Annotated in this window: 15 protein-coding genes; 6 read left to right on the top strand and 9 right to left on the bottom strand. The window is 45.7% G+C overall.

Translation table 11 applies throughout. The annotated features are described in order from the left end of the window. Positions 1–43 precede the first annotated feature (43 nt). Positions 44–802: an SDR family NAD(P)-dependent oxidoreductase gene (locus tag C558_RS0120220; protein WP_018758115.1), complete on the bottom strand. Its 759-nt coding sequence runs from the start codon at positions 800–802 to the stop codon at positions 44–46. Between the two features lie 214 nt (positions 803–1016). Between C558_RS0120220 and C558_RS0120215 the strand changes: the two genes are divergently transcribed. Further along, entirely contained in the window at positions 1017–1670 is a 654-nt protein-coding gene (locus C558_RS0120215) for a TetR/AcrR family transcriptional regulator (RefSeq protein WP_018758114.1), read from the top strand. A gap of 44 nt (positions 1671–1714) precedes the next feature. Here the strand turns inward: C558_RS0120215 and C558_RS31510 are convergent, their stop codons facing one another. The 3 genes from C558_RS31510 to C558_RS0120200 all read right to left on the bottom strand — a co-directional run bounded on the left by C558_RS31510 (position 1715) and on the right by C558_RS0120200 (position 4070). Further along, a complete protein-coding gene (locus C558_RS31510) occupies positions 1715–2725 on the bottom strand; it encodes a polysaccharide deacetylase family protein (RefSeq protein WP_018758113.1) in 1011 nt (336 codons plus the stop codon). A 107-nt stretch (positions 2726–2832) separates the two neighbouring features. Next, a complete protein-coding gene (locus C558_RS0120205) occupies positions 2833–3375 on the bottom strand; it encodes a GNAT family N-acetyltransferase (RefSeq protein ID WP_018758112.1) in 543 nt (180 codons plus the stop codon). Between the two features lie 23 nt (positions 3376–3398). Then, complete coding sequence (locus C558_RS0120200; protein WP_018758111.1) at positions 3399–4070, bottom strand: Rossmann-fold NAD(P)-binding domain-containing protein; 672 nt, start codon at positions 4068–4070, stop codon at positions 3399–3401. Between the two features lie 179 nt (positions 4071–4249). Here C558_RS0120200 and C558_RS0120195 point away from each other — a divergent pair, with 179 nt between their 5' ends. Next, positions 4250–4987, top strand: a complete 738-nt coding sequence (locus C558_RS0120195; protein ID WP_018758110.1) for an MBL fold metallo-hydrolase — start codon at positions 4250–4252, stop codon at positions 4985–4987. Between the two features lie 77 nt (positions 4988–5064). Here C558_RS0120195 and C558_RS0120190 read toward each other — a convergent pair whose 3' ends face one another. Genes C558_RS0120190 through C558_RS0120180 form a run of 3 tightly spaced genes read right to left on the bottom strand, consistent with a single transcriptional unit; the run spans position 5065 to position 7528 of the window. Continuing rightward, entirely contained in the window at positions 5065–5550 is a 486-nt protein-coding gene (locus C558_RS0120190; RefSeq protein ID WP_018758109.1) for a nucleoside deaminase, read from the bottom strand. A gap of 30 nt (positions 5551–5580) precedes the next feature. Further along, entirely contained in the window at positions 5581–6807 is a 1227-nt protein-coding gene (locus C558_RS0120185; RefSeq protein WP_018758108.1) for an amidohydrolase, read from the bottom strand. Positions 6808–6844: 37 nt separating this feature from the next. Continuing rightward, positions 6845–7528 carry an ankyrin repeat domain-containing protein gene (locus C558_RS0120180; protein ID WP_425413956.1) on the bottom strand — a complete coding sequence of 228 codons (684 nt, stop codon included), beginning with the start codon at positions 7526–7528 and terminating at the stop codon, positions 6845–6847. Between the two features lie 117 nt (positions 7529–7645). On the opposite strand from C558_RS0120180, the gene C558_RS0120175 reads away from it, so the two are divergent. Then, complete coding sequence (locus C558_RS0120175) at positions 7646–8536, top strand: LysR family transcriptional regulator (protein WP_018758106.1); 891 nt, start codon at positions 7646–7648, stop codon at positions 8534–8536. Here the strand turns inward: C558_RS0120175 and C558_RS0120170 are convergent. Together C558_RS0120170 and C558_RS0120165 are read right to left on the bottom strand one after the other, a co-directional pair. Further along, complete coding sequence (locus C558_RS0120170) at positions 8493–8963, bottom strand: GNAT family N-acetyltransferase (protein ID WP_026264033.1); 471 nt, start codon at positions 8961–8963, stop codon at positions 8493–8495. The two genes, C558_RS0120175 and C558_RS0120170, sit on opposite strands and share 44 nt — an antisense overlap. 81 nt (positions 8964–9044) lie before the next feature. Continuing rightward, positions 9045–9983, bottom strand: a complete 939-nt coding sequence (locus C558_RS0120165) for a phosphotransferase (protein WP_083927223.1) — start codon at positions 9981–9983, stop codon at positions 9045–9047. 306 nt (positions 9984–10289) lie between these two features. Here C558_RS0120165 and C558_RS0120160 point away from each other — a divergent pair, with 306 nt between their 5' ends. From C558_RS0120160 to C558_RS31505, 3 genes are all read left to right on the top strand, one after another. After that, positions 10290–11267, top strand: coding sequence for an ABC transporter substrate-binding protein (locus tag C558_RS0120160; RefSeq protein WP_018758104.1), 978 nt, complete (start codon positions 10290–10292; stop codon positions 11265–11267). 80 nt (positions 11268–11347) lie between these two features. Next, a complete protein-coding gene (locus C558_RS0120155) occupies positions 11348–12334 on the top strand; it encodes a FecCD family ABC transporter permease (protein WP_051106901.1) in 987 nt (328 codons plus the stop codon). Next, the gene (locus tag C558_RS31505) at positions 12321–13121 is read left to right on the top strand and encodes an ABC transporter ATP-binding protein (protein ID WP_018758102.1); all 801 of its coding nucleotides are present in this window, start codon (positions 12321–12323) and stop codon (positions 13119–13121) included. Before C558_RS0120155 ends, C558_RS31505 begins: the two co-directional genes overlap by 14 nt. Positions 13122–13132 lie beyond the last annotated feature (11 nt).

Below are 13132 nucleotides of genomic sequence, written 5' to 3'. Positions count from 1 at the left end.
CATGAGATCCGTCTTTATTCTAAATGATGAAGTCCCTTATTTATTACAGTGTTAATCCACCATCGACTGCTACGATCGATCCAGTCATGTAGCTATTCTTCGGCGATGCGAGGAACGTGACCACTTCCGCAAGCTCTTCAGGCTGCGCGAAGCGTCCAAGTCTCATATTAGGCAGCTCTTCTGGAATATAACCCGACGTCTGCATCATTACTGGAACAGCTTGCGTAAGGGTTGTATCCACCCCACCTGGGCAGATTGCATTCACACGGATCCCTTTCTTCACATACTCAAGTGCAGCCGATTTCGTCAAGCCGACAACGGCATGTTTGCTCGCCGAATATACCGCTAAGCTATGCTCACTGCGAATTCCCGCTGTCGAAGCGGTGTTGATAATAACGCCGCTGCCTTGGTTCTCCATTACTTTAAGCACATATTTCATACCAAGGAATACACCTTTGACGTTAACGGATAGAATACGATCAAGCTCGGTTTCTTCTATATCCGCGAACATAGACATCTTCTGGAGCACACCTGCATTGTTGAAGAAAACATCAATACGTCCATAGGTCTCAACCGCTTTGTTCACATATTTCTGCACATCTTCACTGTTCGCAACGTTCGCTTGCACGAAAATCCCTTCGCCGCCTTGTTCCTTCACAAGCTTCAAAGTCTCTTCACCTGTTTGTGGGTTGAAGTCAACCAATACGACCTTGTCGCCATTTGCAGCAAATTTCAAGCTTGAAGCACGGCCAATACCACTACCCGCTCCCGTAATAACAACAACTTGATTTGTTTCCGACATGTCCATCGACTCCTTATAAATGATTAATTTCGGTTAAGATAGTTATAATATCATAATGATAGTGTGACTATCATCATATCCAAAACTTATTATACGCCCTTTCATGCCGAAGTACAACTTATTCGAATAAGCGCTTCCATTTGACAATGAACTTCCGTTCTGTTATGATCAATCACCAATTAATACGTACGTAAGGGAAGGAACGTGGGAACACGTGAATACGAAGACCAGATGGGACCTAGAACGTGAGGATGCTAAACAGCAACGGATTGTTCTGATTGTTGAAGCCGCTGAGCGCATCTTCAATCGCAAAGGACTGGACAAAACAACGATGCAGGATATCGCGACAGAATCTCACATGGGTGTAGCCACGGTATTTCGGCATTTTCCGAAAAAAGATAAATTAATCGTTGCCGTCGCTACGCGGATTGTCGAATCGCAAATCGAGACGTTCGATCGAGTCGCAAATCTTCCAGGCACTTGTTATGAGAAGCTAGAGTTCATGTTGGATACGTTCATCGGGTTTATCGGCGCGGAACATAGCCAGAATACGAAGCTGCTCGAAGCATTCGAGAGTTATGCCGCCCAATCCACTGAGCCGTTAGAGGATCTCCCGCTGTATACCGAAGCGATCGGGCGAATTAAGAACTCCTTAAGCCAGATCGTGAAAGACGGTATCCATGATGGATCCGTACGATCCGATCTACCTCTAGAGGAGACAATAGCAACGGTAACTCATGCTTATGGTTTATTCGCGAAGAAATTATCGCTGCAGAACAGCATCCCGATGCTTGAGACCGATATTGACCCCATCAGACAGCTGCAAATCCTCAAACGACTGTTTTTGGATTATCTAAAATCAAGCTAGTGGAACCAAAAGAAGCCCAGACATTTGTCTTGGGCTTCTTCGTATTAAGCGGGCTTCAGCATTTCTAACAAGGAGCCCATGAACGTAAGCGTCGGCGTAGCAGCATTGCGAATCGATTGGTATAAAGCTTGCGGCGTAATATGAGGCGAACCTCCATTAATCCGCGGCAATAACATCAAATTCATCGCCGTCGTGCTGAGTCCTGGCTTTGTCGTGAATGCGTAATGGATACCATTCGCTTGCAGAACTCGGATCGAAGATGAATTGTGCAGTCCATAAGGATAGGCAAACGTATCAATCGCATGCCGATTTAAGGGCAATAGCTTCTGTACACAAGCCTTAATATCTTGGTTGATTCGAGTGATATACTGCTGCTTCGTCTCCTTCTTCCCATTCACGATGAGGAACCCCGTTAAGCCATCATGCCCGCGATTAACCTTAAAATGCAGATCATCCGTGTGCGCTTGAACTTCCATATCGGGATCACGCTGCGTCATATCCCGAATCTCTTCCGGCGTCATGTGCGGTGTAAAGACCAATGCACGCGGCGTCAGATCACCTGTTATGACGAAGCATACGCCGGAAATATGACGCTTCTTCATGATCGGATACGCATATTTATAGAAGCTCTCATATCCATCATCGAACGTGACAAGTACGGCATTCGCCGGCACACTCCCACCTTTCATAAAAGAGCGGAACTGATTTAAAGATATGAACTGCATATGATTCTGAGTCAGTTCATCGAGCTGTGATGCGAATAATTCAGGCGTAATGGTGTCTTCATTTTGAAGCTTTGGATCGATGTGGTGGTACATGATCACAGCGACCTTGTGGTCAAATAGCTTCGCTGATTGCGGCACCTCAACAGCTATGTTCGATTTCTTCCCGGAAATTATAGGTCTGGCTCCGAGACCAACTGCGTTTGGCCGCAGAATCACCAACCCGCCTCGCAAGGGATGTTTAGGCCCATGTTGCCAAGGCAAGAAGATAATCACGAGGATGGCCGCGGCCGTCACACCCAGCATTCGAAGATGTTTCATAGTTATTTTCATGTTGAATCCCTCTTTCTCTTCGAGCACACAATCTCATGTCGTCACCATACCATCCGAAGCTTAAAATAAGCTGAATCGCGCTGTATAATTTTGTATATCTTGTCCGATCAAGCTTGGTATTCTTCAGCGGTTATCGCGAACAAAACATGATCCTCCCAGACACCATTAATGTGAATATATCGTTCAGCCAGCCCTTCGCGTCTAAAGCCCGCCTTCTCCAATACCCTTGCGGAACGAAGATTTCTAGGCATGACACCAGCCTGAAGTCGATGCACATTCAACTGTTCGAAGGCGAATTTGATGCATAGTTCCACCGCTTCTGTCATCAACCCCTTCCCATTATAGGCTTCATCTAGAAAGTACCCGATATTCGCATGCTGCGCTGGACCTCGAACGATGCCTGTAATCGCGATTCTACCGATTAATTCATCCGATTCATTGTGAAAAATACCAAAGGTATGGGACTGATCTGACTTTGCACCAAATTCGCTATTCTCGATATCTTGAATTTGCCATTCTAATGTTAAATAATTCGCACCGCGATACGGTTCAAATGGTTGTAGAAATTGATGATTACGCTGCCGAAGTTGCAGCAAAGCTTCAGCATCCTCGATCGTTAATGCTCTTATGTAAATCTGATTCCCTCTCATAATCCACCTCTATTTCTTTTCTTTCAACTGTGACGTGCAGCTTGATCAGCCATTTGATGGGAAGAATGTACATAGGTTCCCTTTAACGGCTTCTCCGCTGTCAAAGCCATGGATAACGCAACGGTCGACGCTTTGATGGAACGATAGTTCTTCAGCGGTCCAACTAACAACGGGTTCAGGAATGGACTGATCTTCTCTGCTACTCGCTCCCCAAATCGATATTCTTCCCGATTTCCGGTCAACAATGACGGCCTAAAGATATGTAGTGAACGAAGCTGAAGCGAAGCGAGCTTATCCTCCACTTCTCCTTTGACTCGACTGTAGAAAATCGATGATCTAGAGCTAGCTCCCATGGCAGTCACGATATAGTACCCTTCAACGTGATGCTGTGCAGCGAGTTGACCCGCTTCCACAGGATAGTCATAGTCCACTCTGAGGAATGCCTCTCTCGACTTCGCTTTCTTAATCGTCGTCCCAAGACAACAGAATACATCATTGACCTCAAAAAGATGATTATACCGCTGTAGTTCATCCATATCAATGACATGCTGGATGCATCGCCCTGAAGCAAGCTGTAGCGGTTTTCGAACAAGCAGATGAATCTGCTGATAATAGTCTCTAGAAACAAGGATTTCAACCAGAGCCGCTCCGACTAATCCTGAAGCCCCGAGTACCAACGCTGTCTTATTTTCCAAAGGTAACCCATCCTTTCGCGATTCTATGTCCTATGATTATCATAATATACAAAATAGCCGAATTTATATATTGACAAATTTTTATTTTTGTGTTATGATTAAAAATTAATGTTTGACATTGTTTGTATGCAGCGTTATTATAATCTAGCATCAGTCATATGAACAATGGAGGGATTCATTTGAACACAGGAATTGGTATCGAAGCACTCGAAATTTCAGCACATCTCATGGGAGAACAACGTATTATCTACCCTACCTTGATCTGGGACGAGAATGAGACAATTCTGATCGACACCGGTTATCCAGGTCAACTCCCTTTATTTCAAGAAGCCTTCGAACGGGCAGGCAAATCATTTCAAACCCTTAGTAAAATCATCATTACACATCATGATCTAGACCATATTGGCGGGCTGCCTAGCTTCGTTGCACACGCGGAAGCTCCGATCGAGGTCATTAGTAATGCGATTGAGAAGCCCTATATTCAAGGGGAACGTCGGATCATGAAATTTACGGATGAGGTCATCGCATCGATGGATTCTTGGCCGCCTGAACGTGCACTCCCATTCAAACGATTACTCGCCAATCCTCCTGCTGCACCCGTGAACACCTTGGTTGCAGACGGTGAGATACTCCCTTATTGTGGCGGAATAATCATCATTAATACACCTGGACATACACCCGGACATTTCAGCGTCTATCATCAAGCGAGTAAGACACTGATCGCAGGTGATGCGATGGTCGTTGAGAACGGGCAGCTCTTAGGTCCAGATCCGAGATATTCAATCGACCTAGCTCAAGCTAACGCTTCGATCCAGAAGCTCACTTCATATGATATCACGCGAGTTATTGCCTATCACGGCGGCCTATTCGAAGATCATGTCAATCAACGTATCGCTGAATTAGCTTCACAATTGTGACAAAAACGTCCATTCCATACGAGGCATCAAGCCCGCAGGAATGGACGTTTCATAATTTTACATATTTCTCGACGGTATTATTTCTCCGAAAGGTTTCTCCACAACGCTAAAGGCCTAAGATCAGAGCAGCTTGGATCGATTCGTTTCAGTTGTGTATCACGCTGATCGATAGGTAATGCAACTTGTTCATAGATGTATCTCGTACTTAGACCCACCTCTGCAGCATCAGGTTCTCCGTAACTATAATAGACATCCTGAATATTCGCCAAATACATGGCGCTGAGGCACATCGGGCATGGCTGGCCGCTCGCATACAACTCATATCCTGACAGATCAGCCGTCCGTTCCTTACGGGATGCTTCACGAATCGCTTGAATCTCCGCATGCATCGTCGGATCACAAGTGGATAGAACTTCATTTACGCCTGTCGCGATGACCTGTCCATCCTTGACGATGATCGCACCGAAAGGCTTTCCCTGATGTTTCTCTGTGTTTGTATAAGCGAGCGAGATGGCCTTAGCCATCATCGCCTTTCGATACGCTTCATCATTCCGATGTTGCATCTTGTCGTTCCTCCTTCAAGGTCTGATATCTTATGAGATCGTTTCGCTAACCTTTTGGCCTTGATACCATACGGATTGACGTGGTGCTCTTCTCGCAACAGCTTCTGCGGAGCAGCTTGCCTGAACAAGGACGAAGTTCGCATGATCCCCCACTTTGGGCCAGACTTGGTTCCCTTTCGAATCGAGTGGTGTGATCCCGCCTGTAATGTAACGAAGGGATTGCGATAATCGGAACTCATCATTGTAATGATAGAGTTCAGCGAATCGTCCTGCTTTCTCGAGCATATCTCCATTGCCAAAAGGAGACCAATGATCCGTCAAGCTATCCGTCCCGAGATTCACTTTCACACCCTTGCTGCCCAGCATCGGAAGCGGCATGTGCGTTCGGCCAATCGGTACTGTCGATGCTATGGAGATGCCGAGTTCGCTGAACCGATCAGCCATCAACTCCGCTTCCGAGGCCTCTGCACTCGCGAACCAGAATGCATGACTCACCGTGACGCGCCCAATCAGACCTGCTTCTTCAGTTAAGTCCGCTAACCTGAGGAGTGTATGCTTCGCGTGTTCCCCGCTTTCATGCAAATGCATGTCGATCCCCGCATCCGCTTCTATAGCGAGTTCGAACATTGTCTGCAGCGACTTCTCGATATCACCATCTACCGAATGGGGATCAAGCCCTCCCACATGGGTTGCACCTTCGCGCATCGCTTCACGCACTAGACCAACGGAGTCCGAATGCAATAAGCCATGCTGCGGGAATGCAACGATTTCGGACGTCATTTTATTCGTAAATGTTGCTAATGCTCGTTGGGTCGCTTCTAGACGATGCAGGCCACTGACATGCTCAATATTGCAATGTGTTCGAACATGTGTCGTTCCTAGTCCTTGAATAAGCGTTAATATATTCTCCGCTTGCTGTTGGGACTTCGGCAGGATTTGCGGCAGCAGCACCTTCTCTTCTTCAATCCGGTCAAAAATACTCGAGATCGGCTTCACCGCATGCCAAGCATCACTGAAATACGTTTTGTCCAGATGGATATGTCCTTCGATGAAAGATGGTAACATGAGTAGATTACCACCGTCATAGATTGGCAGATCGCTATGGATTGGTGAAGATGCATCAATAATTTCTGTAATTACACCATTTTCGATATGCAAATGACAACTCTTTGTTTTCGTTCCTGTTACTCGTTCATCTTCGACGATGTAAGATTGCTCTAGTAATACTCGGGACAACCAATACGATGATTTCAACATATTTCACGCATCCTTTATTCGAAATATATTCATTCCATTATTTCTGCGCTTCAACCAGAAGTCGTTCAATCTCTGTAAAATGACGATTCTTAGCATGATCTAGCGGTGTAACGCCATTCTTATCCGGTATCGTAACATCTGCACCATGCTCAATAAGCAATTGAATCACTTGCTGCTGTTTCGGACCGCCGTTATTCAATATGATGGCTTCCAACAGAGCCGTCCATCCTAAATTATTCACGTGATTCACATCGATCGAAGTTCGTGTGAGCAGCTCACGCACCACTTCGACATACCCGTGCTCAGAAGCTGGAATTAGTGCTACACCACCATATCGATTCGTGATCGCCGGGTCCGCACCTGCATCTATGAGCAGCTTCACGATGTCTAGCAATCCTTCCGCACCAGCATACAGGAACGGATTATCCAGCTGATTATCTTGGATATGGATGTTCGCTCCCGCTTCAATCAATGCTTGAACCGTCTCTGGATGATTCCTGTGGGTCGCTGCCAAGATCGCAGTCCGACCTTGAGAATCTCGTGCATCAATATTCGCTCCCTGTTCGAGCCATTGCAATACAGCTTCCGTATTTCCTTGTTCGGCAGCTAGAATAAGCTGATTGTTCATCCTTGCCACATCCTTTGTCATGGAATTGTCGGGCTGCTGACATGCCGTCAACATGAAGAAGCCACAATACATCAAAATGATTCGTAACACGATGAAACACTCCCTTTCATCGAGTGCTGATGTTATGGTACCATAGCCTATAACGAACGAAAAATATTTAATAAGTTCAATTTGCATACTTTTATCGTTCGCATGAGGAGGACATAGAGCATGGATATTCGGCAACTTCGGTATTTCATTGCCATTGCAGAAGAAAAGCAAATTACGGCTGCAGCTCATCGACTGCATATGGCCCAACCTCCGCTCGGGCAGCAATTAAAAGGAATGGAACAAGAACTCGGCGTTCAACTGGTGAAGCGAACGGGGAAATCCATGGAGCTGACAGACGCGGGACAAGCCTTATATCGACATGCGCTTCAACTCACGAAGATGTTGGAAGAGTCGCAAATCGAAGTACAAGAAATCGGACATGGCACACGGGGCAAATTAACGATAGGCGTCAATACACTATCATCGGCTGCATTGCCGAAGCTGCTGCGTATCTTCCAGGAGCGTTACCCGCAGATTACGTACCGGATTCAGCAGAATGAATCGGCACAGATCTTGCGATTAATTCATGAACGCGCGATTGAGCTAGGCATTGTGCGGCTTCCGCTGGATGTCAGTGAATTCGAGGTGATGGCTTTACGATCAGAGCCATTTTATTTTGTCAGATCGCTCTCTCATCCTTTTGCCGGAGCGCCTATAACATATGAGGACATTGAACAGTACCCGCTCATCCTGCCAAGTACAGAAGGGCTTGGACTCTATCAGAATATACTCGAACAATTTACAATGAGGGGCCTGCGTGCGAATGTTATTGGGGAATGCTCCGATATTGTCACGCTGCTCGAATGGGTATCCACGGGCAATGGAACGACCATCGTTCCTGCATCGATCCTGCAATTATATCGAGGTTATGATATACAAGCAGTCTCTATTACAGACAGCGAGAACGCCTTCGCGACAGGCTTGGTCTGGTTGAAGGATCGCTATTTGACCAAGCCAGCTGAGCATTTTATCGCATTGATGAAGGAATTGGAGCGTCGTATCGAAGAATAATATCGCCATTGTCTTCGAATTCGCCGGTTTCTACGAAACCACACTTTTTATACAATCGATTCGCTGCGGTGTTACAAGGAATGTGAGACACACGAATCTGTCGGCAATCTTCTCTATTTCTTAACTGGTTAATAACTTCCAGAATCGCTAATTGTCCGTAGCCTTTCCCTTGATATCGTGCATCGATCATGAAGCGAAGGATCCAATAGTACCCGTCGTGATAGATTTCCTGGTCGAATAGTATAAATCCAACCATCGATTGGTCAAAGTAGATACCATAAGGCTTAGAAGTAAGCTCTCTGGTTGCATGAATTAATGAGTCTGCGTTGCTCGCTACCAGGTTCATTTGATCTTCCTTAGGACTGAGCTTGATGCAATCGAGTTCATTATCGGGTGTGATAGGTATAAGTGTGATACGATGAGTCATGTTTATATAAGTCTCCTATTCGATGAATTGATCAATCCTATAGTGGGATCCACTTCACACGACAGCTATAATCATAGTCTGTTATTCGATAGCCATGTTCATTTGATGAATGATCCAGTTCGTCGCACCCTTGTCATGTTTCCAAATATGCAGCAACCATCCCATGTAGCGTAGCCCGATGTAACGCCTGCATATCTGATAATGTTCATAGAATGTCGTCTCTGGAAATCTCACTCCTAAATCATTCAATGCCTCAACATAATGTTGAACATGCCTCCTCGTGCAAAAATTATGCGGTAAATCAAGTATGATCGAACCATAGTGTGCTTCGGCCCAATCGATAAAATAAACTTCGTCGTTATCAACGAGTACGTTACCACCATGAAGATCTGTATGAATGAGACTGAAAAAATCCGAATCCCGAATAACCAAGTTCATATCCTCGACAATATGTTGTGCTGATTGCTCGATTTGTCTAATGTATGAGCGAAATACATCTACAAACTCTTCGTTTAGTAACACTTCCTGCCAAGGGCCCTTCCAGCCGACCTGTAACCAAGTTTCAATAAAACGACGGTCAATTCTAGGTAGCCAAGCATACTGTGTATCTTGATGTAAATTAGTTGCATGAATGCGTGCGAGCTCATAGGCTTCTTTTCTCAACCAGTCATCCGAAATAGACAAGGAATCCGGAATATGATTGCTACTTAGATCCTGAAGGCATATGAAATCAGAAACGTCTGAGGTCAAGTTAAATGTAAAATTAAACGGAACATTCATCTTCTGTTTATAGAGAGTATCGAGTACACGTCGTTCAATCCATGAACTTTCCTTTACTACTAAAGACAAATTTAATCGTTCAGATATTGAAGCATCCGATACAAACAACTCAAATTTACGAAGTGCTGCGCCAGACATCCCCGGTCTAATCATCCGCTCTTCAAAATTATGAAGGATCATTGTGGGAGATACTTCCCTAGTTAATGTCTCGCGAAGCAACCTCTCAATAGAATCTATCATTCTCTCACCTCATTATTCCATCCCAAACGCATTCATCTGATCCTCCAGGCGTTCATGAACCGATGGTGGTAATTATTAACAACCCTTACACTTTACCACAGATGATAAGGTTTTTCTATTTCCCCTGCTTCCCTCTCCCTATCATTCGCTTCTTAAGAATATTTCCACCTTTTTCAAAATACATATTGACACTGAGAATGATTTTCAATTAGTATTACTGATAATGAATATCATTCTCATAACCAAGGGCCCGGTGTGTTGATGATACTCCATCATAATGAACAAGATTCTAGGAGGAACTTTCGCATGAAACGGTCTATGTCAAAACTCAATATTGCCATTCTATCCCTTGCACTCATAGTCGCAACCCCACTCGCTGCTGGCTCTACCGCCTACGCAGCACCAACGAAATCTGCACCGACTGCGAAGGCAGCGGTGACTAAAGCTTTTACCTTGAAAGACTTTGCGAATCGAGAAATCAAATTCACAAAACCTGTCAGCCGCGTCGTCGTTCTGAGTTCCGGAGATGCTCGAATCATGTCTGATTTGGGTGCTACCGTTGTTGGTAGACCAGCGATCCAAGACCCATCCTTCCCACAAGCCGTGATGAAAGCGGTTGAAGTAGGCTCGACGCACAAAGTTGATTATGAAAAAGTTACAGCCTTGAAGCCTGATCTCATCATTGCCAATGTCGCAAATCTCAAAGATGTCAAATCACTAGAAGCTACGGGTGCCAAAGTGTTCTTAGGCAACGCGAGTTCGATCAGCGACATTCAAAAAAGTATCACGTTATATGGTCAAATAACCGGCAAAGACAAACGCGCGGCAGAAATCAATACAACCATGAACAAACTTCTCAAAGGCGTTAAAGTCGACAAAGAAAACCCTAAAAAAGTATTGCTCGTCTACGGTGCTCCTGGTGCTCTGCTCGCTGCACTTCCCACTTCTCTATCAGGTGATCTACTCTCGAAAGCTGGCGGTAAAAACGTAGCCGAAGATTATCCTACCATGAAAGAATACAGCGGCTATGCCCAATTAAGCACGGAGCGCATTATTACTTCTGATCCTGATTATGTGATGCTCATAACACATGGCGATCCTGCTGAGGTTGAGAAAACCTTCATGGCTGAAATCCAGAAAAATGCCGCATGGAAAAACTTAAAAGCTGTGAAGAACAAAAAAGTGATTGTCCTGCCTTCCAACCTCTTCGGTGTTAATCCAGGTTCAAAAGTAACGGATTCTTTGCAATATTTAACGAAAAAGCTTCAGGATGAGGATAAATAATGAGCTTGGCTCGCCCATCCCAGTCTTCATTGGCGAAATCGGCGATCACAAAGCCAGAAGTTCCTGTCGATCGTCGATTGATGACCAGGCAAATTGCCCTTGTCGTATCCTTGTTTATTTTGATCGCTGCGATGCTATACGGTCTAATCATCGGATCCGTTCATGTCCCGCTACAGACAATATGGAACGTACTCGTACATCATGAACCATCCACAGAAGAGCAAATCATCTGGAATTTCCGGCTTCCACGTGTTCTCATTGGGGCATGTGTCGGCATGGTACTCGCAATGTCCGGAGCATTCATGCAAGGAGTGATGCGCAATCCGCTTGCAGATCCCGGCATCATCGGGGTTTCTGCAGGTGCTGGGTTGATGGCTGTGCTCATCATGATCATTTTCCCAGAGTACTACTATCTTATTCCTGTCGCTGCTTTTGTCGGGGCATGGATTGCTGTGATGATCACTTATGCGCTTTCTTGGAAGCAAGGGGCTGTGCCTGTACGGATTATTCTCGCGGGTGTGGCTGTCAATTCACTTGTCGGTGCGATTACTTCGGGGATCATGCAGCTCTATAGTGATCGGGTGCAAGCGGTTCTCCCTTGGCTGGCCGGAGGATTATCGGGTGTAAGCTGGTATCATCTCGATATGATTTTACCTTATGTAGCCGTCGCTCTCATACTCTCGATCTTCGCGATCCGACATGCGAACATTCTATTACTTGGGGATGAGGCTGCCAAATTATTAGGTCATCCGACAGAGAAAAGTCGCTTCTTCCTCATCATCGTAAGCACACTGCTCGCGGGTATTGCAGTCAGTGTATCCGGTTTAATCGGCTTTGTCGGACTCGTCGTTCCGCATATTGTACGAATGTTCGTGGGTAGCGATTATAAATTTTTGCTGCCGATGTCAGCCATCTGCGGTGCTGCACTGGTCGTGTTCGCAGATACGGCAGCGCGCAGCTGGTTCGATCCGATCGAGTTACCTGTCGGGATATTGTTAGCTGCACTTGGCGGGCCGTTCTTCCTGTATCTATTAAGACGTGGAGGTGGTCGTATTGGCAATTCTTAATGCGGAGCGAATATCCTATGCTCCTACCCCACGATTCTCCATCCATGATGTGAATATTTCTGCAGAACAAGGCGAACGGATTGCAATCATTGGTCCTAATGGATCGGGCAAGTCGACCATGCTGCGCCTAATCACAAGATTGCTGCAACCGAATACAGGTACCGTTGTTCTCGACGGACATGATATTCGAGCGATGAAAGGAAACGAGATTGCCAAAATCTTAGCGATGCTGCCACAAATGCAATCGGGTCAACATGATCTAACGGTTAGAGATTTAGTCCGCTATGGACGACACCCCTATCAGCGTTGGTTCTCGGGTATGAGCAAGGAAGATCGCGAAATCGTGGAGTGGGCGATTCATGCAACACGAATGGATCACCTCGCGGACCAACAGCTTCAGTCCTTATCTGGCGGCGAGCGTCAGCGTGCATGGATCGCCATGTCACTGGCTCAACTGCCGAAGGTTCTCCTATTAGATGAGCCAACTACTTTTCTAGATATCTCACATCAGTTCGAAATTCTGGAGCTCATCTCGCAATTAAACAAAGAAATGAATATGACGATCGTATCCGTCCTCCATGATATTAATCAAGCCGCCCAATACAGTGACCGGTTAATCGTCATGAAAGAAGGTCGCATGGTCGCGCAAGGCACGCCTTCTGAAGTGCTTACGCACGAAATGTTCGAGCAAGTATTTGAGATTACCGTTCGCATTCACTATGATGACCCTTATCCTTATGTGAGATTAATGCAATGCTTGCGATGCGATAAGCCATCTTGTCTATGATCGACCCATTT

Source organism: Paenibacillus terrigena DSM 21567, assembly GCF_000374845.1.
Lineage (GTDB): Bacteria > Bacillota > Bacilli > Paenibacillales > Paenibacillaceae > Paenibacillus_K > Paenibacillus_K terrigena.
This window is presented reverse-complemented; position numbering and strand designations above follow the sequence as displayed.